At 64.5% G+C, this 25,276-nt stretch carries 29 protein-coding genes; 13 read left to right on the top strand and 16 right to left on the bottom strand.

Annotated elements, in window-relative coordinates:
• Positions 1-22: 22 nt before the first annotated feature.
• The gene (locus FNA67_RS08780; RefSeq protein ID WP_147655774.1) at positions 23-1,525 is read right to left on the bottom strand and encodes a leucyl aminopeptidase; all 1,503 of its coding nucleotides are present in this window, start codon (positions 1,523-1,525) and stop codon (positions 23-25) included.
• Between the two features lie 200 nt (positions 1,526-1,725).
• Here FNA67_RS08780 and FNA67_RS08775 point away from each other — a divergent pair, with 200 nt between their 5' ends.
• The 6 genes from FNA67_RS08775 to rsmA all read left to right on the top strand — a co-directional run bounded on the left by FNA67_RS08775 (position 1,726) and on the right by rsmA (position 9,025).
• Positions 1,726-2,820 carry an LptF/LptG family permease gene (locus tag FNA67_RS08775; RefSeq protein WP_082201994.1) on the top strand — a complete coding sequence of 365 codons (1,095 nt, stop codon included), beginning with the start codon at positions 1,726-1,728 and terminating at the stop codon, positions 2,818-2,820.
• Positions 2,817-3,887, top strand: coding sequence for an LptF/LptG family permease (locus FNA67_RS08770; RefSeq protein WP_147655773.1), 1,071 nt, complete (start codon positions 2,817-2,819; stop codon positions 3,885-3,887). The genes FNA67_RS08775 and FNA67_RS08770 overlap by 4 nt, the downstream gene beginning before the upstream one ends.
• The gene (locus FNA67_RS08765) at positions 3,887-6,178 is read left to right on the top strand and encodes an LPS-assembly protein LptD (RefSeq protein WP_147655772.1); all 2,292 of its coding nucleotides are present in this window, start codon (positions 3,887-3,889) and stop codon (positions 6,176-6,178) included. Before FNA67_RS08770 ends, FNA67_RS08765 begins: the two co-directional genes overlap by 1 nt.
• Positions 6,179-6,309: 131 nt before the next feature.
• Positions 6,310-7,182, top strand: a complete 873-nt coding sequence (locus FNA67_RS08760) for a peptidylprolyl isomerase (protein ID WP_170267258.1) — start codon at positions 6,310-6,312, stop codon at positions 7,180-7,182.
• A gap of 11 nt (positions 7,183-7,193) precedes the next feature.
• A complete protein-coding gene (gene pdxA / locus FNA67_RS08755; RefSeq protein ID WP_308499091.1) occupies positions 7,194-8,189 on the top strand; it encodes a 4-hydroxythreonine-4-phosphate dehydrogenase PdxA in 996 nt (331 codons plus the stop codon).
• Positions 8,186-9,025, top strand: a complete 840-nt coding sequence (rsmA, locus tag FNA67_RS08750; RefSeq protein ID WP_049704825.1) for a 16S rRNA (adenine(1518)-N(6)/adenine(1519)-N(6))-dimethyltransferase RsmA — start codon at positions 8,186-8,188, stop codon at positions 9,023-9,025. The genes pdxA and rsmA overlap by 4 nt, the downstream gene beginning before the upstream one ends.
• A gap of 19 nt (positions 9,026-9,044) precedes the next feature.
• Here the strand turns inward: rsmA and FNA67_RS08745 are convergent, their stop codons facing one another.
• Positions 9,045-9,332: a hypothetical protein gene (locus FNA67_RS08745; protein WP_147655771.1), complete on the bottom strand. Its 288-nt coding sequence runs from the start codon at positions 9,330-9,332 to the stop codon at positions 9,045-9,047.
• A gap of 100 nt (positions 9,333-9,432) precedes the next feature.
• Here FNA67_RS08745 and FNA67_RS08740 point away from each other — a divergent pair, with 100 nt between their 5' ends.
• Positions 9,433-9,816: a DUF6766 family protein gene (locus FNA67_RS08740; protein WP_049704823.1), complete on the top strand. Its 384-nt coding sequence runs from the start codon at positions 9,433-9,435 to the stop codon at positions 9,814-9,816.
• 34 nt (positions 9,817-9,850) lie between these two features.
• Here FNA67_RS08740 and gmk read toward each other — a convergent pair whose 3' ends face one another.
• The 4 genes from gmk to FNA67_RS08720 all read right to left on the bottom strand — a co-directional run bounded on the left by gmk (position 9,851) and on the right by FNA67_RS08720 (position 13,505).
• A complete protein-coding gene (gmk, locus tag FNA67_RS08735; RefSeq protein ID WP_049704822.1) occupies positions 9,851-10,489 on the bottom strand; it encodes a guanylate kinase in 639 nt (212 codons plus the stop codon).
• Positions 10,490-10,501: 12 nt separating this feature from the next.
• Positions 10,502-11,395 carry a YicC/YloC family endoribonuclease gene (locus FNA67_RS08730; protein WP_147655770.1) on the bottom strand — a complete coding sequence of 298 codons (894 nt, stop codon included), beginning with the start codon at positions 11,393-11,395 and terminating at the stop codon, positions 10,502-10,504.
• 17 nt (positions 11,396-11,412) lie between these two features.
• Entirely contained in the window at positions 11,413-12,537 is a 1,125-nt protein-coding gene (mltG, locus tag FNA67_RS08725) for an endolytic transglycosylase MltG (RefSeq protein WP_053167796.1), read from the bottom strand.
• 194 nt (positions 12,538-12,731) lie between these two features.
• On the bottom strand, positions 12,732-13,505 hold the full coding sequence (locus tag FNA67_RS08720) for an SDR family NAD(P)-dependent oxidoreductase (RefSeq protein ID WP_174851673.1): 774 nt from the start codon (positions 13,503-13,505) through the stop codon (positions 12,732-12,734).
• A gap of 159 nt (positions 13,506-13,664) precedes the next feature.
• Between FNA67_RS08720 and FNA67_RS08715 the strand changes: the two genes are divergently transcribed.
• Positions 13,665-14,555: an AraC family transcriptional regulator gene (locus tag FNA67_RS08715; RefSeq protein WP_147655768.1), complete on the top strand. Its 891-nt coding sequence runs from the start codon at positions 13,665-13,667 to the stop codon at positions 14,553-14,555.
• Between the two features lie 2 nt (positions 14,556-14,557).
• Here FNA67_RS08715 and fabF read toward each other — a convergent pair whose 3' ends face one another.
• The 5 genes from fabF to FNA67_RS22075 all read right to left on the bottom strand — a co-directional run bounded on the left by fabF (position 14,558) and on the right by FNA67_RS22075 (position 18,564).
• Positions 14,558-15,820 (bottom strand): beta-ketoacyl-ACP synthase II, encoded by a 1,263-nt coding sequence (gene fabF, locus FNA67_RS08710; RefSeq protein WP_049707931.1) that lies wholly within the window; start codon positions 15,818-15,820, stop codon positions 14,558-14,560.
• Between the two features lie 29 nt (positions 15,821-15,849).
• Entirely contained in the window at positions 15,850-16,086 is a 237-nt protein-coding gene (locus FNA67_RS08705) for an acyl carrier protein (protein WP_035034379.1), read from the bottom strand.
• Between the two features lie 198 nt (positions 16,087-16,284).
• Positions 16,285-17,022, bottom strand: coding sequence for a 3-oxoacyl-[acyl-carrier-protein] reductase (gene fabG / locus FNA67_RS08700; RefSeq protein ID WP_049704818.1), 738 nt, complete (start codon positions 17,020-17,022; stop codon positions 16,285-16,287).
• A 17-nt stretch (positions 17,023-17,039) separates the two neighbouring features.
• Positions 17,040-17,990, bottom strand: a complete 951-nt coding sequence (fabD, locus tag FNA67_RS08695) for an ACP S-malonyltransferase (RefSeq protein ID WP_280176983.1) — start codon at positions 17,988-17,990, stop codon at positions 17,040-17,042.
• A gap of 184 nt (positions 17,991-18,174) precedes the next feature.
• Positions 18,175-18,564, bottom strand: coding sequence for a hypothetical protein (locus tag FNA67_RS22075; protein WP_188569609.1), 390 nt, complete (start codon positions 18,562-18,564; stop codon positions 18,175-18,177).
• Positions 18,565-18,932: 368 nt separating this feature from the next.
• On the opposite strand from FNA67_RS22075, the gene rpsF reads away from it, so the two are divergent.
• The 3 genes from rpsF (at position 18,933) to rplI (ending at position 20,290) form a co-directional block, all read left to right on the top strand.
• Positions 18,933-19,334: a 30S ribosomal protein S6 gene (rpsF, locus tag FNA67_RS08685; RefSeq protein WP_049704817.1), complete on the top strand. Its 402-nt coding sequence runs from the start codon at positions 18,933-18,935 to the stop codon at positions 19,332-19,334.
• A gap of 19 nt (positions 19,335-19,353) precedes the next feature.
• Positions 19,354-19,608 (top strand): 30S ribosomal protein S18, encoded by a 255-nt coding sequence (rpsR, locus tag FNA67_RS08680; RefSeq protein WP_035034390.1) that lies wholly within the window; start codon positions 19,354-19,356, stop codon positions 19,606-19,608.
• Between the two features lie 88 nt (positions 19,609-19,696).
• A complete protein-coding gene (rplI, locus tag FNA67_RS08675; protein ID WP_147655766.1) occupies positions 19,697-20,290 on the top strand; it encodes a 50S ribosomal protein L9 in 594 nt (197 codons plus the stop codon).
• A gap of 58 nt (positions 20,291-20,348) precedes the next feature.
• Here rplI and arsC read toward each other — a convergent pair whose 3' ends face one another.
• The 4 genes from arsC to FNA67_RS08655 all read right to left on the bottom strand — a co-directional run bounded on the left by arsC (position 20,349) and on the right by FNA67_RS08655 (position 22,595).
• Complete coding sequence (gene arsC, locus FNA67_RS08670) at positions 20,349-20,753, bottom strand: arsenate reductase (glutaredoxin) (RefSeq protein WP_147655765.1); 405 nt, start codon at positions 20,751-20,753, stop codon at positions 20,349-20,351.
• On the bottom strand, positions 20,750-21,805 hold the full coding sequence (arsB, locus tag FNA67_RS08665; RefSeq protein ID WP_147655764.1) for an ACR3 family arsenite efflux transporter: 1,056 nt from the start codon (positions 21,803-21,805) through the stop codon (positions 20,750-20,752). Before arsB ends, arsC begins: the two co-directional genes overlap by 4 nt.
• 16 nt (positions 21,806-21,821) lie before the next feature.
• Positions 21,822-22,175, bottom strand: coding sequence for an ArsR/SmtB family transcription factor (locus tag FNA67_RS08660; RefSeq protein WP_147655763.1), 354 nt, complete (start codon positions 22,173-22,175; stop codon positions 21,822-21,824).
• 147 nt (positions 22,176-22,322) lie between these two features.
• The gene (locus FNA67_RS08655; protein WP_147655762.1) at positions 22,323-22,595 is read right to left on the bottom strand and encodes a DUF1127 domain-containing protein; all 273 of its coding nucleotides are present in this window, start codon (positions 22,593-22,595) and stop codon (positions 22,323-22,325) included.
• A 160-nt stretch (positions 22,596-22,755) separates the two neighbouring features.
• Between FNA67_RS08655 and FNA67_RS08650 the strand changes: the two genes are divergently transcribed.
• Positions 22,756-23,646, top strand: a complete 891-nt coding sequence (locus FNA67_RS08650; protein ID WP_049704811.1) for a LysR family transcriptional regulator — start codon at positions 22,756-22,758, stop codon at positions 23,644-23,646.
• Here the strand turns inward: FNA67_RS08650 and FNA67_RS08645 are convergent, their stop codons facing one another.
• Positions 23,647-24,219, bottom strand: a complete 573-nt coding sequence (locus tag FNA67_RS08645) for a MarR family winged helix-turn-helix transcriptional regulator (protein WP_049704810.1) — start codon at positions 24,217-24,219, stop codon at positions 23,647-23,649.
• Between the two features lie 72 nt (positions 24,220-24,291).
• Between FNA67_RS08645 and FNA67_RS08640 the strand changes: the two genes are divergently transcribed.
• Positions 24,292-25,266, top strand: coding sequence for an ATP-binding cassette domain-containing protein (locus tag FNA67_RS08640; RefSeq protein ID WP_210246447.1), 975 nt, complete (start codon positions 24,292-24,294; stop codon positions 25,264-25,266).
• Positions 25,267-25,276: the final 10 nt, after the last annotated feature.

Here is a 25,276-nt window from a genome sequence, read left to right as displayed (position 1 = left end):
CCCGTGCGGCGGCGTTGCGGCCTCAGCCTTCGTAGTAGTCGCGGACCAGGCGATCGAGCAGCGTGACGCCGAATCCCGGACCCCAGCTCGTATTGATCTCGCTGGGCGAAACGCCCATCCCCGCCCCAGCGATGTCGAGGTGCGCCCAGGGCACGTCGTTGACGAAGCGCTGCAGGAACGCGGCGGCGGTGATCGAGCCGGCCGGGCGCCCGCCGGTGTTCTTGATGTCGGCGAAGCGGCTCTCGATGAGCTTGTCGTAGGCCGGGCCGAGCGGCATGCGCCAGACCTTTTCGTTCGAGGCGATGCCGGCGGCATAAAGGCGCGCGGCGAGTTCGTCGTTGTTGGAGAAGAGGCCCGCATGGTCCTGCCCGAGCGCAATTATGATGGCGCCGGTGAGGGTTGCCAGGTTGATCATGAACCGCGGCTTGAACCGTTCCTGGGTGTACCAGAGCGCGTCGGCGAGCACGAGCCGGCCCTCGGCATCGGTGTTGATAATCTCGATGGTCGTGCCGGACATGGCCTTGACGATATCGCCGGGCCGCGTGGCAGTGCCCGACGGCATGTTTTCGACGAGCCCGATGACGCCCACCGCGTTGACCTTGGCCTTTCGCGCGGCGAGGGCATGCATGAGGCCGGTCACCGCGGCGGCGCCACCCATGTCGCCCTTCATGTCTTCCATGCTGGCCGCCGGCTTGATCGAGATGCCGCCCGTATCGAAAACCACGCCCTTGCCGATGAAGGCAACGGGAGCATCGCCGGGGTTGCCGCCGTTCCAGCGCATGATCACCAGGCGCGGCGGGCGGGCGGAGCCCTGCGACACCGCCAGGAGTGAGTTCATGCCGAGCTTGCGCATGGCGGGCTCGTCGAGCACTTCGACTTCCACACCCAGTTCTGCGAGCTTGCCGGCGCGCTCGGCGAATTCGAGCGTACCCAGGACATTGGCAGGTTCGTTGACGAGATCGCGCGCCAGAATCGTGCCGTCGGCAACCGCGCCGCGGTCGGCAATGGCCTTTTCGACGGCGGCCGGGTCGGCGACATGCAGGGTGACGGTCAGCGTCTTGGCGTCGCCGTTCTCCGAATCGTCCTTCCTGGCAGACTTGTACTTGTCGAACTTGTAGTGCCGGAGCTTGAGGCCGGCAGCCAGCTCGGCGATCGCCTGGGGCGTCGCCGCTTCACCATCGAGGATGACGGCGGCGTCAGCGGCGCGGGTGGCGGCGATCTTGGCGGCGAGCGAGCCGCCGCGATCGGTCCAGGCAGTGAGGTTGGTCGCAGCGTCGGCCTTGCCGGCGCCGAGGACGAGGAGACGCTGGGCATCGACGCCCTTTGGCGCAACGATATCGAGCTGCTGGCCCTGCTTGCCCTTGAAGCCCCCTGCTGCCGCCGTCTTATCCCAGTCGAGCCCGGTGCCCGACCATACTGACGCTGCTGCGCCGGCCGGGGCCGCGCCTTCGAAGGCATAGACGACGAGCGTGCCGGTGGCATTGGCCGGCAAGGCGGCGGTCTTGATCACAAGTTGCTGGGTCATTGAACTCGAACTTTCGGTGGGTCGCCAGGATTCTGGCTGTTCTGGCATCTATCAATCAAGGAGTCCCCCGGCGCGTCAATCCTGCAACAATCGGCAGGCAAGGCCCGGATGGGGGAAAAATCCCCGGTCTTCGCCTTGCAAATACGCGACATGCCACGCACAGTTCCGCCGCCCGGATTCAACTTTTCAGCAAAAGCGAGATGTCCCGACTAACCCGTTATCTCGTCGGACTTTTCTGGTCGAACGCGCTTTTGTTCGCGGGCGTCGCGTCCGTGCTTATCTGGCTGATCCAGTGCCTGCGCGTCTTCGACGTCGTGTCCGTGAAGGGCCAGAGCATCTTCACCCTTATCGGCCAGGCGGTGCTCACCATGCCGCCGCTGCTGATAGTCTTCCTCTATGTGTGCCTGGGCATCGGCATGGGCCGGGCGCTGCGCGACCTGCAGATGTCGCAGGAATTGCATGCCATCCATTCGAGCCGCCGGCTTGGCGCGCTTTTCGGCGCCGTTGGCGTGTTCATTGCCCTGGGCACGATGTTGCTGCTCCTGCTAACGAATGTCGTCGAGCCGCTGGCGCAGAGGCGCCTGAGCGAGTGGCAGGCCAGCATCGCCGCCGACCTCGTCGGCCGCACCCTCCGCCCGCACCGGTTTTCCGAGGTGACGCCCGGCGTCGTCATCGTCATCGGTGGCCGACAGGGTGTGGGAGAGATCACGGACTTCTTCGTCGACGATTCCCGCGACCCTAAGATGCGCCGCACCTATATCGCCAAATCGGCCAACGTCTCGCAGGACGAGAACGGCTACGTCCTCAACCTGCGCGATGGCTACCTGCAATACACCACGGACAAGCTCGCCTTCTCCCAGATCACCTTCAGTTCCTACGACGTCTCGCTCGACCGGCTGACCGATCCGGTGGTCAACCGCGATCCGCTTGCCGAGAGCTCGACCTTCGACATCCTTCGCGACGGGTTTTCCACCGGCCAGTGGAGCGAAGGAGCGATCAGGATGCTGATCAACCGCTCGGCGGAGGGGCTGCGCATCGTCGGCATCTGTCTGCTGGTGGCGAGCCTCGCCTGCTTCCCGACCGGCAAGCGCCTGCGGCTGGTCTTGCCGCTCGAAGCCTCAGTGCTGGCGGCAGCATTCGGCGAGCGGCTGGTCACCACCTACGTGCCGGGCCTCTACGCGCCCTACGCGGGCGCCGTCGTCATGATCCTCGTAGGGCTGGCCATCCTGGCCTACAAGCTACGCATCAATCAGTGGTTCGCTGGCATCCCTAAACGCGTGGAGACCCTGCCGTGAACCGCATCGACAGGCTTCTGCTTTTCCGGCTGGCCGGGCGCATCGGCATTACCGTCCTCGTGTTTTTCGGGCTGATCGCGCTGGTCGAGTCCCTCGATGCCTGGCGGTTTTCCCACCTGATGGAAGCCGGTGGCCTGCCGCTCGCCGTTTTCGTCAATGCCGTGAGTGCCCTGCGCTGGACCATCAAGACGCTGCCGGTGACGGTGCTGCTGGGCGCTATCATCGGGCTCGTCGAATTGCAGCGCACGCGCGAGCTGCTGATCATCAAGGCGTCCGGCGTCTCGATCTGGCGCGTCCTGCGCGGGCCCATCATCGGCATGGTGTTGGCCGGGCTGGCAATAAGCTTCGTCGTCGAGGGCCTGGTGGTCGAAACCAACCGCATCTGGAACCCGACCGTTCCGGTGGGCGATACCAGCGTGGTCGGCGGCAACGGCCTCTGGCTGGAGCAATCGGACGGGGGGCGTCCCTATGTGATCACCGCGCGGGGGGTCAATAACCGAGGCACGTCGCTGACCGACGTAGTGGTGTTCTACCGCGACGATGCCGAGACGGGGCGTATCGTGGCCGAACAGGGCGAGTTGCGGCCGGACGCGTGGCACCTGACAGGCGTGCAGAAGTTGCGCAGCGACGCCCCCATCGATCACCTCGCAGAGATGGACGTTCCCACCGCAAGCACGGCGGCCGAAATCAGCCTCAAGCTCACCTCCCCCGAGGATTACACGCTCTACGAACTGGCGCAGGCGCTGGCCTCCCAGATCGGCGATCCGGGCGTGCGGGCGGCAGCCGCCACGCGGCTATACAAGCTCTTTGCACTGCCCGCCCTGCTTGTCGGGTCGCTGCTGATTGCATTTGCGTTTACCGCCGGTTATCGAAGGACCAATAAGTATGGGGCGACGATCCTCTATGGTATCGTGTTGGGCTTGGTGGTTTTCGTTTTGACCGAGATGGCGGATCGCGCCGGATCGTCGGGCGTATTGGCACCAATCGTGGCAGCCCTTGGGCCCGCACTTATCGCCATAACCATCGGGCTCACGGTGTTGTTGTACAAAGAGGACGGGCGCGCGTAATGGTTCTGCGCCGGAAGAGTATCGCGTATTTCCTGCGCCTGGCAGCCGCCGGCGCAATCGCGATTCTGGCGTCCCCCGCCTTCGCACAGAGCGCCCTGCTCCCGGCCGGCTTCTTCGATAATGTCCCCGAATCCGGCCCGAACCGGCCGGCCAGCATTGAGGCGGATACCCTCTCGTTCGATGGGAATACCGGAACGATCACGGCGTCGGGCAACGTGATCGTCCACTACGAAGGCTATGACGGGGCCGGCGACAGCCTGGTTTTCAACCAGGGCACGGGCATGATGACGTTCATCGGCAACGTGCGCATGCGCGATCCGCAGGGCGTGGTCTACACCACCGACCGCATCGACATGACCGGCGGCTTCAAGAAAGCCATCCTCGACGGCCTGACCCTGCGCACCCCCGCGGGCACGCTTGTCACCGCCGACAGCGTAGACTACGGCCAGGCGCTCCAGACGATCCTGCTCGACACCAAATACTCCCCGTGCGGGGATTGCATCGACTCCAAGGGGCGCCGGATCGGCTGGCAGGTGTTTTCCAAGAAGGTCACCTACGTCAAGGCCGACAAGAAGATCTACCTCGAGCAGTCGCGCCTCGAGTTGCTCGGCATTCCGATGGCCTGGATCCCCTGGCTGGCGCTCAACGATCCGACCCAGCCATCCAAGCAGGCCATCCGCACACCCAAGTTCGCCTATGGTGAAGAGTTCGGCTTCGCGCTGACGGTTCCCTATTCGATCGCCCTGGACGCCGACACGGACCTCTTCTTCCTGCCCACGATCACCTCGCGGCAGGGTCTGATGGCGGGTGCCGAGTGGATCCACCGGTTCGACAACGGCGAGGTCTCGATCAAGGGCGAGGTCATCCGGCAGGCGAACCCGGGCGATTTCGGCACCGAACCCGGTAACCGCGAGTGGCGCGGCGCCATCCAGACTTCGGGCCGGTTCACCCCGACGAGCGAATGGACCTGGGGCTGGAATTACACCACCTTCACCGACCCCTATTTCCTCACCGACTATGCTCTGGTCGAATCCAAGAACAGCGTCAACGAAGTCTACGCGACCCATCTGAGCGAGCATCAGTATGGCGATGTCCGCGTGCAGCAGTTCAACCTGCTTGCCTCGACTTCGCAGGACCAGCAGGCATTGCTCCTGCCCAACGCGCGTTACGAGGGCGTGCTCAATCTCGATAACGGGCTGGGCCAGGTGGCGCTCTCGAGCCGCCTCATCGGCCTGCAGCGCAATGCCGACGACACCGACTCCGCCAATGGGGTGCCCTATGTCTACGGCTATGCCGGCCGCAAGGTGCATGGGGTTGTTCAGGGCTCCTGGCAGAAGCAGGTCGTCGGGCCGGGTGGCCTGTTGTTCACCCCCTATGTCGGCCTGCGCGGGGACGCAGCGATGTTCGACAGCGCCAGTGCCGACCCCACTGCCCCGCCCGATCAGACGCTTTTCAGCATCACGCCGATCGCTGCGCTCGATGTCCGCTGGCCGCTGATGGCGACTGCCGGAGCGACGTCGCACATCGTCGAGCCTATCGGGCAACTGGTGTTCCGCGGCTCCAACACCACCCTTGCCGGCATCACCAATGATGACGCGCAAAGCTTCGTCTTCGACGATTCCAACCTCTTCAGCTTCAATCGCTTCTCTGGCTACGACCGCCAAGAGACGGGCCTGCGAGCCAATGTCGGCGTGCGCTACCAGGCCAATCTGGGCGATGACAGCTGGGTCGAGCTGCTGGCCGGGCAGTCTTTCCATCTGGCGGGCACCAATGCCTTTGCGACAGCCGATGCCAGCCAGGTCGGCAACGCCGCCAGTTCGGGTCTGGGGTCGGATGCGTCCTACATGGTCGCGGGGGTGCGCGGCTCCCTCTGGAACATCTATCGCGCCGGCGCCAAGGTGCAGTTCGATCCGGGCGCGGGCCAGCTGACGCGCGCGGCGGCTGCGGCCGGGTTCTCGAACTACGGCTATACCGCCGATCTCGAATACGTCTACCTGCGCGCTAACCCGGCGCTGGGCGTCGATGACGACCAGCACGAGATCGGGGCCGTCGTCGGCGCTCCGGTGCCGCTGCCGTGGCTCGACTACTGGCGTGTGCGCGCCGGGCTCTACTGGGATCTGGCTACAAACCAGTGGCTCGAAATGCAGGGCGGGCTCTACTACGATGACGGATATCTGTCCTATGGCGCAAATGTGACCAGGACCGGTCCGACGGCTTCTACCGCCAATGACACGCGATTCCTGTTCAGTTTCCGCCTGCGTGGGCCCGATGGAGCCGATTTCGCGCTCTAGCCCGTGCCGCCGCGGCTTCCCCTGGCGGGCAAAATGCTTTAGTCCGGCAACGGATTTTGGCCGTATTCTTCCACCAAACAGCCTCGATCCGCGCGTGACCGCGCAGCGAGGCGATAGAACGGATGATGACGATGGTTCGTAAGATTGGCGCCCTGGTTCTGGGGCTCGTGATGTTGGCCGGACTGGCCGCCCCTGCCCTTGCAGCGGTCAAGGTGACCGTCAACGGCACCCCGATCACCGACGTTCAGATTGCCCAGCGCGTCAAGCTCCTGGCGCTGGAAGGCGGCGGCGGCACCAAGGGCGCGACCGAACAGCTCATCAACGAAGTCATCCAGATCGATGAAGCCAAGCGCATCGGCGTCAACATCTCCGACAGCCAGGTCGACGGGGCGTTCCTTACCGTGGCGCGTAACCTCAAGATGAGCGAGGAGAACCTCAAGAAGGTGCTCTCCCAGCAGGGCGTGAACATGCAGACGCTGCGCGATCGTCTCAAGGCGTCGCTCGCCTGGCAGGCGGTGGTCGGCCAGGTCGTCAACCAGAACGTCCAGGTTTCCGAGACCGAGCTGGATGCCAAGGCCGCGAGCAAGGTCACCGCTGCCAACAGCTATGACTACATCCTCAAGGAAGTGCTGTTCATCGGCGGTGGCGGGCGTTCGGGCCAGGCCAATGCCTATCGCGCCGCCTTCAAGGGCTGCGACAGCGCCGTGCAGCTTTCGACCAAGTATACCGACGTTGCGGTGACCGATGTCGGCCGTCGCCACGCCACCCAGCTCCCCGAGGCGCTGGCCAAGGAACTGGCCGGGCTCAATGTCGGCGGTATCACCAAGCCGCGGGTGGTCTCCAACGGCGTCTCGATGCTCGCCGTCTGCTCGAAGGCCGAGGCGCGTGACCTCACCTTCATCAAGGACAGCATCCGCCAGGAGTCGGGCAACGATCAGCTGAAGTCGGCTGCCGACAAGTACCTCAAGGATCTCCGGGCCAAGGCTCGCATCTCCTACAACTAAGCGAGGCGGGATTGGCCGGAGCTCTGGCGCCTCTTGCGATCAGCATGGGCGAACCTTCCGGGATCGGGCCGGACCTGATCCTGAAGCTTTACTCTCAGAGGGCGGAGCTTAAGCTTCCGCCCTTTGTGGTCTATGGCAACGCCGCGTTCCTGGCGGCGAGGGCCGTGCGTTTGGGCATCGCTGTTACCCTAGGTGGAACTGACGCCGACTTCGCCACGACGCTGCCGGTTCGCGATGTCGAGGGGATGGTACCGGACAATCCGGGCACGCCGACGCCGCTTTCCGGGCATGTGGTGATGGAAGCCATTTCCGCCGCCGTGGCCGACACGCTGCGCGGCGCCTGTAGGGGGCTCGTCACCGCGCCGATCCACAAGGGTGTGCTCTATTCGGCCGGGTTCAAGTATCCTGGGCACACCGAGTACCTGGCTGCGCTTTGCGCCACGCCCGGCAACGCCCCTCGCCTGCCGGTGATGATGCTGGCCCACGAGGAACTGCGGACGGTTCCGCTGACCATCCACGTTCCGCTGCACGAAGTGCCGGGGCTGGTGACGACGGATCTCATTCTCAAGACCACGCGGATCGTGGCGCACGACCTGCGCGCGCGCTTCGGCATCGCCGAGCCCCGCATCGGCATTGCCGGCCTTAACCCGCATGCCGGGGAAGGCGGGACGATCGGACGACAGGAAGTCGAGATCATTGCGCCGGCCGTCGCCGCGCTCGTCCACGAGGGCATCAGGGCCGAGGGCCCCTTCCCGGCCGACACCCTGTTCTTTCCCGCCCATTGGCGCGAGTACGATGCGGTGATCGCGATGTATCACGACCAGGCGCTGATCCCGATCAAGACCGTCGCTTTCGATGAAGCCGTCAACGTCACGCTGGGCCTGCCGATCGTGCGCACCTCGCCCGACCACGGCACGGCATTCGACCTTGCGGGGACCGGCAAGGGCTCGCAGTCGAGTTTCCTGGCGGCCATCCGCCTCGCCGACAGGATGACCAGCCACCCATGAGCCAGATCGACGACCTGCCGCCGCTCCGCGAAGTGATCGCCGCGCACGGCCTGCGCGCCAAGAAGGAACTCGGCCAGAACTTTCTGCTCGATCTCAACCTCACGGCGCGCATCGCACGCGTAGCCGGGTCACTCGAGGAGACGACGGTCATCGAGGTCGGCCCTGGGCCCGGTGGTCTCACCCGCGCGCTTCTTGCCGAAGGCGCGCGGCAGGTGATCGCCATCGAGCGCGACCCGCGCGCCCTCCCTGCCCTCCAGGAGATCGAGGCGGCTTATCCCGGGCGTCTGATCGTCATCTCCGGGGATGCGCTCGAGATCGACTACCGGACCCTGGCCAATGGGCCGACCCGGATCATCGCCAACCTGCCCTACAACATCGCCACCCCGCTCCTCACCGGTTGGCTGTCGGCAGATCCCTGGCCGCCCTATTACGAGAGCCTGACGCTGATGTTCCAGCGCGAGGTGGCCGAGCGCATCTGCGCCAGGCCGGGCGATGATGCCTATGGACGCCTCGCGGTGCTTGCTGGCTGGCGCACCAACGCGCGCATCGCGTTCAACGTCGGCCGCCAGGCCTTCACGCCGCCGCCCAACGTGACCTCCGCCGTGGTGCATCTGGTGCCCAAGCCGATCGATGAGAGCGTCAGGGTTCGCGACCTGGAGGCCGTAACCAAGGCCGCCTTCGGGCAGCGCCGCAAGATGGTGCGCCAGAGCCTCAAGGCTACGGGAGTGCCGGTAGAGAAGCTGCTGGAAGCGGCTGGGCTCAAGGGTGACGAACGGGCGGAAGAACTGCCGGTCGAGGCGTTCCTGGCCATGGCGAAGGTCTACGCGGCCCGCTAGAGCCGCCTCTCATCTTGATTCAGGCGTGAAGTCCAAGTCTTTGAACTTCTTCCACTCTCGCGTGGAGCGGACCAACGACGATCTCGACCTCGCAGCTATCGCCACCGCGATAGCGGAAATGGCGTTCGGCGACGATCCCGTCGAAGCTCGGCTCATCCTCTCCGCCCATGCTTTCAAGGTGAATGTGATCGCCCAGATTGGGCAGCAGGCTCAGATCGCCTTCGACCTGATGGTCAGACTTGCTGGGGTGATCGAAGGGGCGCTGCCCCGTCTCGGGCCGGTAACGTAGCAAAACCGTGTAGCGCATGGCACTGTCCTCGCTCGTGGGTACAACGGTCGCCTGATGATGGCAGTTCCCCAAGCTTTGGCGCAGTGACAGATTAGGGCATCCGATCAAGGAGGATCCGATGCCCGGCCGTTCGATCTGGACCCGATACAGCTTTGCCTGGGTTACCCTGTGCCTCTTCGTCATTTCCGCCACCGGCCACTGGATTTTCGGATGGCTGGCCTTTGCGCAGGAAGCGCATGCGGTCGGCCAGCAACCGACATTTGACGGCTACTTCGTCACCATGATGCGCGATACGCTCGAGAACTGGCAGTCCGACTTCCTCCAGCTCATCTGGAACGTGGCCGGGCTCGCCTTCCTCCTTCACGTCGGCTCGTCCCAATCCAAGGAGGGCAACGAGCGGATGGAGGCCAAGATCGACGCGATCCTCAAGCAGGTCGACCCGCAGGCCGGGCCCACAACCATTGCGCGGCTCGATAGCGAATATGCACGCGAGCGCGACTAGCTCTCGCCGCTTCACAGATCGATTCAACGCGCTCTCAAAGAGAGTCTATCTGCGCCTGCAAGTCTTTGACGAAGCTATCCATTCCCGACAGGCGATCGCGCTTGAGGCGGGCAGCGGCGAGAATGGATCGCACCTTCTGGGTGGAGTCCTCGAGGTCTTCATTGACGATCACGTAGTCGTACTCGCCATAGTGATCCATCTCCAGCCGCGCGTTGCGCAGGCGCTTTTCGATGGTGCCGGCGCTGTCCTGGGCGCGGCGCTCGAGGCGGGCGCGCAGTTCATTGATCGACGGCGGCAGGATGAAGACCGTCACCATGTCCTTGCGGCACTTCTCGTAAAGCTGGAGCGTGCCCTGGTAGTCGATATCGAAAAGGATGTCGTTGCCGGCCGAGAGCTGCTCTTCCACCTTGGCGCGCGGGGTGCCGTAGAAGTTGTCGTGGACCTGGGCCCACTCGAGCAGTTCGTCATTGTCCTTCATGCGGTGGAAGGTGGGCAGGTCGACGAAGTAGTAGTGCTTGCCCTCGACCTCGTCGGTGCGCCGGGCGCGCGTGGTCACGGAGACCGACAGGCCGATATTGGGGTCCTGGCCAAAAAGCGTGCGTGTGATCGACGATTTTCCGGCGCCCGATGGGGACGCGAGAACCAGCATCACGCCCCGACGTGGGAAGTCCATCGCGGTCTCCGGTTATTCGATGTTCTGAACCTGCTCGCGTAGTTGATCGATCGCCGCTTTGAGGTCAAGCCCGATGGCCGTCAGGTCCACTGCATTGCTCTTGGAGCAGAGCGTATTGGCCTCGCGATTGAATTCCTGGGAGAGGAAGTCGAGCTTGCGGCCGACCGGCCCGCCAGCAGCCAGCAGTTGGCGGGCATTGGCGATGTGGGCGACCAGCCGATCCAGCTCCTCGCGGATATCGGCGCGCGTCGCCAGCAACAGCGCTTCCTGCGCCATGCGCTCCTCGGAAACACCTGCCCCGGCGGCGACAAGGTCAGCCACCTGCCCGCGCAGGCGTTCGAGTACAGCCGCCCGGTCGCGCGAGGGATGGGTCTCGGCAAGCCGCGTCAGCCGCTCGATCTCATCGATATGCCGCGCCAGTACCGCGCCGATCTGGGCGCCTTCGCGTCGGCGCGCCTCGACCAGGCCCGCGACGCACCGCTCCACGCACTGGAGCAGCGCGGCGTGCAGCGCCTCTTCCTCTTCCGGGTCGAGTGGCTTTTCGTGCTGGTCGAGCACGCCCTTGAGCCCCAGGATGCCATCAAGGCTTGGGCGGCGCGCATCCACCTTGCCCTCGAGGCCATCCATGGCCTTGAGCACCGCCTTGAGAGCCTGCTGGTTGACCACGACCTCGCCCCCGGCGCCCTCACGGTCGATGTTGACGGTCACCGTCAGCGAGCCGCGCGCTACCAAGGCGCCGACGCGCCGTCGGATTTCGCCCTCGATGGGATCGAGCCCGGGCGCCAGGCGCATGCGCATGTCGAGGCCACGCCCGTTGACCGATTTCATCTCGCAGGTGAACGAGACGGCTCCTGCCGTCCCCGAGGCGCGGGCGTAGCCCGTCATGCTGGCAAGCGGCTGAGTCATGGTCCGGGTGTCCCTGGTTACTGGGCGGTGGTGCTGTCGCCGGTTTCCTTGGCCTGTTCGGCCTCGATGGCATCCTTGGCCGCTTCGGTGTCGGCCTGGGCGTCGAGCGCCATCTGCTTTTCGATGGCGCGCCACTTGGCGACGTTCTTGCGGTGCTGGGCGTAGGTTTCCGAGAAAAGGTGTCCGTCGGAAGGCACGGGACCGGCGGCGACGAAATAGAGGTCGTTGGTCTTGGCCGGATTGGCCGCGGCACGCAGGGATTCGATGCCCGGATTAGCGATCGGGCCGGCGGGAAGCCCGTCGATCTGGTAGGTGTTATACGGCGTCTTGGCCTCGAGTTCGGACTTCTTGAGCCCACGCCCGAGCGTCGACTGGCCCTTGGTGATGCCATAGATGATGGTCGGGTCGGACTGGAGGCGCATGCCCTTCTTGAGGCGGTTTACGAACACCGCTGCCACCTGCGGGCGCTCCGAGGCGACGCCGGTCTCCTTCTCGACCACGGAGGCAAGGGTCACCAGTTCCTCGGGTGTCTTGATGGGCAGGTCCGGGTCGCGGTTGGCCCAGACTTCCTCAAGCGCCTTCTTGTGGGCGGCCTGCATCTTGTCGAGCACGGACTGGCGGGTGTCGCCGGGGATGTAGCTATAGGTATTGGGCAGGATCGACCCTTCTGGCGGGAGCGAGGTGATCTCGCCGATGAGGTGGGAATCGGCGTTGATGCGCTCGATGACCTGCCAGGAGGTGAAGCCTTCCGGAACCGTGACGCCATAGAGCACGGGGGTGCCCTCGGTCAGTTCGGAGAGGATGTCGGCCATGCTCGAATGGGCCGCGATCTTGAACTCGCCGGCCTTGAGCTTGCCCTGCTTCTTGAGCGCGATGCCCGCAGCCTGGAAGATCATGCGGTTGTCGATGAGGCCGCGCGTTTCGAGGCGCTCGGCGGTCACGCCCAGGCTCGAGCCGGATTCGACGAGGAAGGTCGTGTCCTCGGGAATGTTCCCCGGGGAATAGAAACGGTTGAGGCCGAAGAAGAACAGCCCGCCGACCAGGATGATGGCGATCACCAGCAGCGACAGGAAGCCGTTGAGAATGTCGATCAGGCCGTTACGGCGTCGGGGCTTTGCCCTCTTGTTCTTGCGGTCGGCCATGCTCAGCACAATCCTCTGATGGCCGCGCCACCGTTCAGGCGCGGTCTAGTTTCGTGAAAAATCGCATCGGCAAATCACCGCTGCGCCCCCTTGCCCCAGGTGGCGGCCATTGTTTGCAGGATTTAGGCAAAAGCAAGAGGGGGAGACTTGGGAAAACCCAAATCTCCCCGGCTAAGCAGGCCGCGCGATTTTCCCTAGAGGAACATGCCGCCGGAGGCCTCGATCCGCTGGCCGGTCACCCAGCGATTGCCACTCGAAAGCAGCGAAGCGATCATGGGGCCGATATCGTCCGGAAGTCCGGCGCGGCCGAGGGTCGTCACCGAGGCCACGAAGGCGTTCATGCTGGCGTCGTCACGCAGACGGCCTCCACCGAAGTCGGTGGCGATAGCTCCCGGCGCAACCGTGTTGACCGCGATGCCGCGAGCGCCCAGTTCCTTGGCAAGATAGCGCGTCAGTACTTCGACCGCTCCCTTCATTGCCGCATAGGCGCTGCTGCCCGCCAGGGCGAAGCGGGTGAGGCCAGAGGAGATGTTGACGATCCGCCCGCCATCGCTGATCAGCGGCAACATCTTCTGGGTGAGGAAATACACGCCCTTGAAGTGGATGTTGTAGAGCCGGTCGAAGTCGGCCTCGGTGGTCTGGGCGATCGGCGCATAGTGCGCGGTGCCGGCATTGTTGACGAGGAAGTCGAACGTCTCCCGTCCCCAGGTGGTGGCGAGAGCGCCGCGTACCGTTTCGACGAAGGCGTCGAACGTCGCGGTGTCCCCGGCGTCCAGTTGCAGCGCCACGGCCTTGCGCCCAAGGGCTTCGACCGCCGAGACCGTCGCGTCCGCCTCTGCCTTATTTGAGTGATAGGTGAAAATGGAATCCACGCCTTCACGCGCCAGCGCGATCACGGTGTTGCGCCCAAGGCCGCGGCTTCCGCCCGTGACAAGTGCCAGTTTTCCGGTGTTTTCTTCGTTCAGCATGGTCATACTCCACAGTCAGTTTCGGCCCGGAATATGGTCGCCACTGCCCGTAAGCTGAATGCCGGAACCGTCCGATTTCTTGCCTATTCCTCCAAACCCAAGCTTGGCCCGGTCAGTCGGAGGGCCTATGTTCGCAGTCGCGAAACACGGAGAGCTGCCATGCTCGAGACCCTCAAGAGCGACTTTCTGCGGCTAATTGAGACTGACGGCGACGGTGCCTTCGTCACTGCCGTTCCGGGCCTTCACCTGTCGCGGGCCAGCCAGCGCGTCATGCCCAACCATCGCATCTACAGGCCCGCGCTTTGCCTGGTGCTCCAGGGCGAAAAGTCGATCACCCTTGGCGACACCACGCTCAACTATGGCGCGATGCAGGCGCTGGTGGTGGCCCTGGAGGTCCCTGCCCTGGGCGCCATCGTCAAGGCGAGCCGCGACGAGCCCTACCTCGGGCTCACTCTGGAATTCGATATCGGGATCATGCGCGAAGTCATGTCGGCGCTCGAGGAACCGCCTTTGCCGACACCCTCCGACCAGTCGGCGATCTTCATCCAGGACGTGGACGAACAATTGGCGAGTTGCATCGATCGGATCCTGCGCCTGGGTGACAATCCCAAGGCCATTCCCGTCCTCTACCCGGCCATCATGCGCGAGATTTCCTATTGGCTGATGACCGGTCCGCACGCTGCGGAGCTTTCCCGGGTGGCGGCGCGCGACAGCCACGCACGACGCATCACCGACGCCTTGCGCCTCTTGCGCCAGAACTTTGCCCGCGCCGTCCGTGTCGAAGAACTGGCCGAGGCAGCGGGCATGAGCCCTTCGGCGTTCCACAAGCACTTCAAGGACCTGACGGCGATGACGCCGCTCCAGTATCAGAAGCAGCTACGCCTGCTCGAGGCGCGCCGGCTCATGCAGAGCAGTGCCACGAACGTGGCGGGCGCGGCCTATGAAGTGGGGTATGAAAGCGCGTCCCAGTTCAGCCGGGAATATGCCCGCATGTTCGGCGCCCCGCCGAAGCGGGACGTCGCGCAGTCCGAGCCGAGTGCGGCCTACTGAGGTCAGGCGAGCTTGCGGAAGACCAGCGTGGCATTGGTGCCGCCGAACCCGAAGGAGTTCGAAAGCGCGACGTTGATTTCTTTCTTGACCGGGGTGTGCGGCACGAGATTGATCTCGGTCTCGACGGATGGATTGTCGAGGTTGAGCGTGGGCGGCGCCACGTTGTCGCGCATGGCCAAAAGCGAGAAGATCGCTTCCACCGCGCCGGCGGCACCGAGCAGGTGACCGACGGCGGACTTGGTCGAAGACATCAGGACATCTGCGGCGTGGTTGCCCAGAAGGCGTGTCACCGCACCGAGCTCGATCTCGTCGCCCAGGGGCGTCGAGGTGCCGTGGGCGTTGATGTAGTCGATCTCGGAAGGGGTGATGCCGGCGCGCTTGATCGCGGCCTGCATGGAGCGGTAGCCGCCGTTGCCGTCCTCTGCGGGCGCCGTGATGTGGTGCGCGTCGCCGGAAAGACCGTAGCCGACGACTTCGCCGTAGATCTTGGCGCCGCGGGCTTTGGCCTGCTCGTATTCCTCGAGCACGACGATCCCTGCGCCCTCACCCATCAGGAACCCGTCGCGATCCTTGTCGTAGGGGCGCGAGGCCTTTTCGGGGGCGTCGTTGAAGCCGGTCGTCAGGGCGCGAACCGCGCAGAAGCCGGCAAACGAGAGCCGGTTGACCGGGGATTCCGCGCCACCGGCGACCATCACATCGGCATCGCCCAGGGCGATGAGACGGGCGGCGTCGCCGATTGCGTGCGAGCCGGTGGAGCAAGCGGTGACCACCGAGTGGTTCGGCCCCTTCAGGCCATGACGGATCGACACCTGGCCGGAGACCAGGTTGATGAGCCGTCCGGGAATGAAGAAGGGGCTAATGCGGCGCGGGCCCTTTTCGGCCAGCGTGATGGAGGCTTCGTAGATGCCGCCGATGCCGCCGATGCCCGAACCGATGAGGACGCCGGAACGTTCCTGCTTTTCGGTGGTGGAGAGGTCGATCCCGGAATCCTTGATCGCCTGGTCCGAGGCGGCGATGCCGTAGACGATGAAGGGGTCAACCTTGCGTTGCTCCTTCACCTCCAGCCAGTCATCCGGGTTGTACTTGCCCTCGGAATAGCTGCCCAATGGAATGCGGCCGGCGACCTGGCAGGCCAGGTCCTCCACATCGAAGTCGTCGACGCGCTTTGCGCCACTCTTTGAGGCAAGAATGTTGGACCAGACGGTTTCGACACCCACGCCGAGCGGGGAGACGATGCCCATTCCAGTGACAACAACGCGGCGCAATTCCATCAGACTGTGACCGCTCGGCTGGATTAACCGACGGCCTTGGTCAGGAAGGAAACGGCATCGCCGAACGTCTGGATGGATTCGGCGGCGTCATCCGGGATCTCGACCGAGAACTCTTCCTCGAAGGCCATCACCAGCTCGACCTGATCGAGCGAATCGGCGCCCAGATCGTCGATGAAGCTGGCCTTTTCCACGACCTTCTCCGGATCGACGTTGAGGTGCTCGACGACGATTTTGCGGACGCGATCAGCGATATCGCTCATGCTTGACTTCCTTAGTTACCAAAAAAGGTTTCGTTCATTCTGCCAGCGCTATACCCGATCGTACCGGGGCAAGGCGCAGTGTAAGCGGACTGCGTTCAGATGAAAGCGCCAAAACTGGGCTTCCAGTGCGCAATCAAGCGGCGACCTAACACACTTTGCGACCTTTGGCCAATAGCGGAAACCGCGCTTTTCCCGGGCTTAAAGCATTACCATGCCGCCGTTCACGTTCAGGGTGTGTCCGGTGATGTACCCGGCAGCGTCGCTGGCGAGGAATACTGCGCTCGCGGCCACTTCCTCGGCGGTTCCCAGACGCCCCGCGGGAACCTTGGCAAGGATGCTCTCGCGTTGCTTGTCGTTGAGCTCGTCGGTCATCGCCGAGGCGATGAAACCGGGTGCAATCGAATTGACGGTGATGTTGCGCGACGCGACCTCGTAGGCCAGCGCCTTGTTCATGCCGATCAGGCCGGCCTTGGAGGCGGCGTAGTTGCCCTGCCCCGGGTTGCCGACCACGCCGACGACCGAAGAAATGCCGATGATGCGTCCGAAACGCTGCTTCATCATCCCGCGCAGCACGGCGCGATTGAGATGGAAGGCGGCGGTGAGGTTGACCGCAATCACCTGGTCCCACTCTTCATCCTTCATGCGCATGAAGAGGTTGTCGCGGGTGACGCCGGCATTGTTGATGAGGATGTCGAGCCCGCCCATGGCCGCCTCGGCCTGGGGCACGAGCTGGTCGACGGCGGCAAGGTCCGAAAGGTTGCAGGGCAGGATCGGCGAGCCGGCGCCGATCTCGGCGGCCACGGCCTCAAGCGCTTCGACGCGCGTGCCGCTCAGGGCCACGGTGGCGCCGGCCTTGGCCAGGGCCTTGGCGATTTCGCGGCCGATGCCGCCGCTGGCGCCGGTAACGAGGGCGCGCTTGCCGGTAAGGTCGAACATCGGTGTGGTCCTCTTGTTCAGGCGTTGAGTGAAGCGACGAAGGCGTCGATATCGGCGGGCGTGTTGAGCGCGGTGGCCGACGCATCCGCGTTGATGCGCTTGGCGAGGCCGGTCAGCACCTTGCCCGTGCCCAGTTCATAGAGCTGGGTGACGCCACCTTCGCCTGTGAGCCAGGCAACGCTTTCGGTCCAGCGCACGCGGCCCGTAACCTGCTCGACCAGTCGCTCGGCGATTTCGGCCGGGTCGAGGAGCGGGCGGGCTATGACGTTGGAAACCACGGGCACGACGGGCGCCTTCATGTCGACGGCAGCCAGCGCTTCGGCCATCACCGAGGCCGCCGGCGCCATGAGCGAGCAATGGAACGGCGCGCTGACGGGCAGCAGCATGGCGCGCTTGGCGCCCTTGGTCTTGGCAATCTCGACGGCGCGCTCGATGGCGCCGACGGCGCCCGAAATCACCACCTGGCCCGGCGCATTGTCATTGGCCAGGTCGCAGACCTCGCCCTGGGCGGCGGCATCAGCGACTTCCTGGGCCGTTGCCAGGTCGAGTCCGAGCAGCGCCGCCATGGCGCCATGTCCCACAGGCACGGCCTGCTGCATGGCAAGGCCGCGCGTGCGCAGCAATTGGGCGGCATCGGCGAGCGTGAATGTGCCGGCGGCGCAAAGCGCGGAGTATTCGCCCAGCGAGTGACCGGCGACGTAATCCGCCACGTCCTTGAGCGTCACGCCCTTGCTTTCGAGCACGCGGACGACGGCCATGCTCACCGCCATGAGCGCGGGCTGGGCGTTCTCGGTGAGGCGCAGCGTGTCGTCGGGCCCCTCGAACATCAGGGTCGAGAGCTTCTGGCCCAGCGCCTCGTCCACTTCATCGAAGACGGCGCGGGCCTCGGGAAACGCGTCGGCGAGCTCCTTGCCCATGCCGACAGCCTGGCTGCCCTGCCCCGGAAACGTAAATGCGCGCTTGGTCACTCTGCCCTCCCCGCTTGGGTCCACCCAGCCAGAAACTATGACGCGGGCGCTGATAGTGTAAAGAAAGTTGGGCGGGGCCTTTGCCTGCCACATGCCTGAGAGTCAAGGCAAGATTGGCGGGGACGCGCTTGTCCACCGCCGAAACCGGCGGGCGCGCGGCCCTCGCCGCACGCCCCTACTTCCCTTACTGGACGCCGAGCGTCTGCTTGATCGCCTGTTCGGCCATGTCGCCGGCCTGCTTGATCTGGTCTTCGGTCAGCCCCTGGGCGCGCGCGGAATCCTCGGCGGCCTTGCGGGCGGCGGCGACGGCCTGCTGCTTCTGCTCGGGCGTCATGCTGGCGGCCTGCTGCTGGATGGCCTGCATGGCGGATTCGGGCGTCATCGGGGTGGCAGCCGGGGTTTGCGCAGGCGCCGCGGCGGGCGCGGTCTCGGCGGCAGGAGCGGCCGGCTCGGCAGGAGCTGCGGCCGGGGTCGAGGTCTCCGTCTCGGCGGCGGGAGCGGCAGGCTTGTTGTCGCAGGCGGCGAGCGCCAGGGCAGAAACGAGGGCAACCGGTAGGAGGAGTTTGGTATTCACCGCAAAATCTCTCGTAATTTCAATGAGAAGGGGATTTGGCGTAGAACCAGACAACGCGGCGAAGTTGTGTTCGCCCTGGGGCGAGAATGCGTCTATGCACAGACAGGCGACCAGGTTGGTATATCGGAAAACCCGCCGCGCACGCGCGAGGCGACAAATCCCTTGCCTTTCGGGCCCTTCCGCTCTATCTAGCGCACGCATTCGTTCGGCCGGGGGCTGAACGGAGGGTCGGTTATTCCGATAGGGGCACGTGCCCCGGCCTCCCGTGTTCCCGCTCTTTAGAAGACAGCTTTGACGCCTTTCTATTGGCTTCAAAGGGGCTCCGCGCCAGCGATGCGAGTTGTAACTCTAGTTTAGAAAGGCGCCTCATGGCCCTCTATGAACACATTTTCCTTGCTCGGCAGGACGTGTCCGCCCAGCAGGTCGAAGACCTGGTGAACAACCTTACGGAAGTTCTCACCGCCGGCGGCGGCAAGGTCACCAAGAACGAGTACTGGGGCCTCAAGTCGCTCTCGTACCGCATCAAGAAGAACCGCAAGGCTCATTACACCCTGCTCAACATCGACGCTCCGAGCTCGGCCGTTGCCGAGATGGAACGCCAGATGAGCATCAACGAAGACATCCTGCGCTACATGACCGTGCGCGTCGATGAACTCGAAGAAGGCCCGTCGGCCATGATGCAGAAGCGCGACGAGCGCTCTGATCGTGGCGACCGCGGCGACCGTTTCGGCGGCCCCTCGGGCGATCGTCGCCCGCCCCGTCGTGCTTAATCGGAAAGGATTCTGAGCCATGGCAATTCGTGATCTGACCACCACCCAGGCCCGTCGTCCGTTCCAGCGTCGGCGCAAGACCTGCCCGTTCTCGGGCCCGAACGCTCCCAAGATCGACTACAAGGACGTTCGCCTGCTCTCGCGCTACGTGTCCGAGCGCGGCAAGATCGTCCCGAGCCGCATCACTGCGGTTTCCGCCAAGAAGCAGCGCGAACTGGCCCGTGCCATCAAGCGCGCCCGCTTCATCGGCATCATGCCCTACGCCGTCCAGTAAGCTGGACGCAAAGGGCACTCGCTGGGGTCGCGGATGGTCTGCGGCTCCTAACCGCCTCTGAGGCGGGACAGCCAAAAGGAATTCTTCCATGAAAGTCATTCTCCTCGAGCGCGTTGGCCGCACCGGCCACATCGGCGACGAAGTCACCGTCAAGGACGGCTTCGCCCGTAACTTCCTGCTGCCCCAGGGCAAGGCCCTGCGCGCCACGGAAGCCAACCGCGCCAAGTTCGCCTCGGAACGCGCCAATATCGAAAAGCGCAATGCCGAGCGTCGCGAAGCCGCTGCCGGCATCGCGTCGGGCCTGAACGGCCATGTCGTGACCATCATCCGCCAGGCCGGCGAAACCGGCCAGCTCTATGGTTCGGTCTCCTCGCGCGACGTCGCCGACGCCCTCAACAACGACGGCTTCACGGTTGCCCGTTCGCAGGTCGATCTGGCCAACCCGATCAAGACCGTTGGTCTGCACACCGTGGCGTTGCACCTGCACGCCGAAGTGGAAGTCAACATCTCGGTCAACGTGGCCCGTTCGGAAGACGAAGCCCAGCGCCAGGCCAAGGGCGAAGACATGACCGTCTACGACTACGGCGATGACAACGACGACGAAGTTGCCGCCGAAGAAGAGCAGGAAGAAGTCGCCGGCGACGAAGCCGCCGAAGAAGAAGCCGAAGCCAACCAGGCTTAAGGCTCGCTTTCCCGCAAAGTTTGAGAAGGCCGGGGCATCGCCCCGGCCTTTGTTGTTTCTAGGGGGCCTCGATCACTTCCCCGTCTTCCTTGACGAAGCGCCCGATATGGGGATTGGGCAGGATCTCGAGCACCGCCTCGGAGGGCCGGCAGAGCCGCGTACCCTTGTCGGTAACGACGATGGGACGATTGATGAGGATCGGGTGGTCCATCATGAAATCGACGAGTTCGTCCTCGCTCCAGCGGTCGTCGCCCAGGCCCAGGGCCTCGTAGGGCGTGTCCTTCTTGCGCAGCAGGTCGCGCGCCGTGATCCCCATCGCCGCGAGCAGTTCGACCAGCCGATCGCGCGTGGGTGGCGTCTTGAGGTACTCGATGACCTCCGACTCCTCCCCGCTCTGGCGGATCATGGCCAGCGTGTTGCGCGAGGTGCCGCAGGCGGGGTTGTGGTAGATCGTGATGGTCATGGGTTAGCCTCGTTGTTGGAGGGGGCCGGCAGGCCGGCCTCGTACCAGCCCTTGGAACGGTTGACGATCCAGACCACCGAGAGCATGACCGGCACCTCGATGAGCACGCCGACCACCGTCGCCAGGGCCGCGCCGGAATTGATGCCGAAAAGGCTGATCGCGGCCGCCACGGCCAGCTCGAAGAAGTTGCTGGCCCCGATCAACGCCGAGGGAGCTGCTACGCAGTGCTGTTCGCCTGAGACGCGGTTGAGCACATAGGCAAGGCCTGCATTGAAATAGACCTGGATCAGGATCGGCACGGCTATGAGAGCGATCACCAGCGGTTGGCCGAGGATCTGCTCACCCTGGAAGCCGAAGAGCATCACCAGGGTGAGGAGCAGCGCGGTCAGCCCGACCGGCTGCAGACGCGCCAGCGTCCCCGCGAGCGCTTTCTCTCCGCCGGACGACAGGATCAGGCGGCGAAGGACCTGGGCGACCAGCACCGGCACGACGATATAGAGCCCTACCGACAGCGCTAGGGTGTCCCACGGCACGGTGATCGCGGAAAGGCCCAGCAGCATGCCGACGATCGGGGCGAAGGCCACGATCATGATGGCGTCGTTGAGGGCAACCTGGGAGAGCGTGAAGTGTGGTTCGCCGCGCGTGAGGTTGGACCAGACGAAGACCATGGCCGTACACGGAGCTGCCGCGAGGATGATGAGGCCCGCGATATAGGATTCGATCTGGTCCGCGGGCAGCCACGGGCGAAAAAGCACAGCAAGGAACAGCCAGCCCAGGAACGCCATCGAGAACGGCTTGACCGCCCAGTTCACGAAGAGCGTCACCCCGATGCCGCGCCAATGGGCGCCGACACTGCGCATGGCGGAGAAATCGATGCGCATCAGCATCGGAACGATCATGAGCCAGATCAGGACCGCCACCGGTATGTTGACGTTGGCGACCTCCAGGCCGGCTAACGCCGCAAAAGCTTGCGGAAAGACGTGCCCCAGCGCGACGCCGGCCACGATGCAAAGGGCAACCCACAGGGTCAGGTAGCGTTCGAAGCGGTTCATTATCCCTTCCTCTTGGTCAGCAGCAGTCGCTGCCGGGGCGACAGGTGGCATTGAGCTGGTCGAGCACAGGCGCGCAGACTTCCGGGTGGCCGTTGCAGCAGTCGCTGAGCATGAACAGCATCAGCTCACGGAAGGCCGCGAGGTCGGCGCGGTAGATGATCGAGCGGCTCTGCCGTTCGCCGTTCACCAGCCCTGCCCGCGCCAGCGTAGCCAGGTGGGACGACATGGTGTTCTGCGGCACGCCGAGGGCATCGGCCAATTGTCCGGCGGCTATCCCCTCCTCTCCTTTGCTCGCGAGAAGGCGAAAGACCTCCAGGCGTGTGGGCTGGGCCAGGGCGGAGAGCGATTCTACGGCGTTCTGCGTTTCCATATATCGAGAACTATCGATATATAGGCCAGGCGTCAACGCGGGACGAAAAAAAGCCGGGCGTCTTTGTCTCGGGAGGAGAAAAGAGCCCGGCAGGGTCAGGAAACTGGGCCGACGGCAAAATCGACCCGGGAGATTGGTTCCGGCGCGTTAGTACCGAAACCAAGAGCGTGCCCGACGGGAACGCCGCGCGGCGAGGTGCGCGCCGACATTGCGATCGGGATTTTCAACTGCGTCCAGAATGTCCTGGCGGGAGATGCCCAGGTCATCCAGACGGAAATCTTCAAGCTCGAGAAGACTCGCGAGCGCCAGTTTTTGTGCGCGCGCTTTGCGGCTTTTTTCAAACCAGCGCACGAGGCCCACGAGCGGGCTCTTGATAACTGCGGTCGCGGACGACCGCTCGCCTGACAGCAAGTAGGCCATTGGACTTCTCCAGATCTTTCAAAGGTCCCGCAGGGGGAGGAGCGGGAGGGGGGCGGCGGCGGCTCTGCGCCACCGATGCTGACCGGATTACGCTCTGGACTTCCATTCGTCCAACAAATACATTTCATCCCACGCATCAATTCCAGTGATGGACCCGAAGATGTCTTCACCACTCGATCTCGACCAGCTCCAGACGTTTTGCGCCATTGCCGACTGCGGCTCGTTCACCGAGGCGGCCCGGCGCGTGCACAAGACGCAATCGGCCGTTTCCATGCAGATAAAGCGGCTCGAGGAGCGTCTTGGGCAGGAGCTCTTCCTGCGCGATGGGCGCACGGTGGTCCTCACCAACGAGGGCGAAGCGCTCTATTCGCGGGCCCGCCGCATGCTGCGGCTCAATGCCGAGATCGTCGATCTGTTCTCGGACGAGGACCTGGCGGGGTCTATCCGCTTCGGCGTCCCGGACGACTATGCGGTTCGGCTGCTGCCGGTGATCCTGTCAGGGTTCCAGCGCACCCATCCGCGCATCATGGTGGAAGTGAGCTGCCAGCCGTCCGAGGAGCTTCTCGATGGCATGACGCGCGGGCGCTACGACCTGATCGTCTTCACCCAGGGCACGCACCAGGAATTCGGCGAACTCTTCCGCACCGAGCGGATGTTCTGGGTCGCCTCCCATGGCGGGCGCGCCCTGGCGACCGATCCCCTGCCCCTGGCGTGCGGCGGCCCCTCGTGCTGCTGGCGCGGCAATGCCACCGATGTGCTCAACCGGGCCAATCGCGACTACCGGGTCGCCTATACGTCCTCCAATGCCACGGCCATCGCCAGCGCCGTGCTGGCCGACCTCGCGGTGGGCTTCCTCCCCGAGAGCGCCCTGCAGCCGGGCATGCGTGTCATCTCCGAGGAGAAGGGCCTGCCCCGTCTTCAGGATGCGCAGATCGCCATCATGCGCGCCAGCCACGCCTATGGCGGCATCTACGACGCCCTGGCGACGCATATCGTGGCTGCGATGGGGAACCTTGAAGGCCACGAGCAGCAGGCCGAAGCGGCCGAGTAGTCACTCGCCACTCAAGCCCGGCAATCCCTCCACTGCCTCGACGAGCTCGTCCGCGCTGCTCAGCGCGGCGCGCTCGAAGGCGCGCGCCTGGATGAGGCGGTGCTTGAGGTCGTTGCCGCGCGGATCGATGTGCTGCTTGAGGATATCGGCCATGTGCCGCTGCACCAGCGCCCCCGCCTCGAGGAACCGCACGATCGCAGCGACCTGGTCGGGCTCGAAATTGGCCAGCATCTGCGGGCCCAGCGTCTCGTAGTGCCCGAAAATGCGCTCGACTATGGCCTTGGTGGCGTCGGTGGTTTCGATCCAGACCTTGCGCCGGTCGTCCCCGTCGCGTGAGCGCTGGACGTAGCCGGCATTTTCCAGGCGATCGATGACCACCGTCACCGCCCCGGTGGTCAGCCCGCTCTCGGTGGCGAGCTGGCCGGCGGTGATGCGGCCGAACCGGTCGATAATGTCCACGCAACGTCCGTCGGTTCTGTTGATTCCCAAAAACTGGCTCAGGGCCTCGTCGAAAATGTCCGCCGCCGCCTGGTTGGCCCGCATTGCACCGGCCAGCCGGTCATAGGCGGACAACGGGATATCTCTTGACTCTTTGATATCTTTATTCATAAGATAATTATACAATAAGATTTTCACGAGGTCCAGATGACTGTCGCGGCTGCGGGTGAGACCATAATCGAAGCCAAGGGCCTCAAGCGCACCTACAAGGCACGCAAGACCCTGGTCGAAGCGGTGCGCGGCGTGGACCTGACGGTGCGCAAGGGCGAGATCGTCGGGTTCCTCGGCCCGAACGGCGCCGGCAAGACCACGACTCTCAAGATGCTGACCACCCTGCTCGAGCCGACTGGCGGCAGTGCCGTGGTTGCCGGCAGCGACCTGCGCACCGATCCTGTCGGCGTGCGCCGCAAGATCGGCTATGTGAGCCAGGCCGGCTCGACCTCGCCGGAGGCCCGCGTCGGCGAGGAGATCGTGTCCCACGCCCGCCTCTACGGGATCGAGCCCAGTGTCTCGCGCCAGCGCGCCCAGGAACTTCTCGCCGCTCTTGACCTCGCCGACATCTGGGAGCGCAATTGCGGATCCCTCTCCGGCGGGCAGCGGCGGCGGCTCGACATCGTGATGGGGCTGATCCACCAGCCCGTGCTGGTGTTCCTGGACGAACCCTCGACCGGTCTCGATCCGCAGAGCCGGGCGAACCTGTGGACCCACATCCGCAAACTGCGCGACGATCTGGGCACCACGGTTTTCCTCACCACCCACTACATGGACGAGGCTGATTCCCTTTCCGACCGCATCCTGATCATCGACCAGGGCCAGATCGTTGCCGAAGGCACGCCGGCCGAACTCAAGAAGCGGGTTTCGGGCGACACCATCACCCTGACGCTGCGTACAGAGGAAGACGCGGCGCAGTCCGCCGCCATTGCCGCCAGGGCGAACGGCGCCGATACGCCTTCGGTCGAAGCCAATGTGGTGCGCTTTCACGTACCGGACGGCGCTTCCGCCCTGCCCCATGTCCTCTCGGACCTGGTCAAGGCCGGCATCGAAGCCATCGGGGTCGAGGTTAACCGGCCCACGCTCGACGATGTGTTCCTAACCCTCACCGGAAGGTCGCTCCGCGACTAGATGAAATGAA

Origin of the sequence: Youhaiella tibetensis (genome assembly GCF_008000755.1) — a bacterium.
Lineage (GTDB): Bacteria > Pseudomonadota > Alphaproteobacteria > Rhizobiales > Devosiaceae > Paradevosia > Paradevosia tibetensis.
Note: the sequence above shows the minus strand (reverse complement) of the source record. Positions and strands in the feature narration are given on the sequence as shown.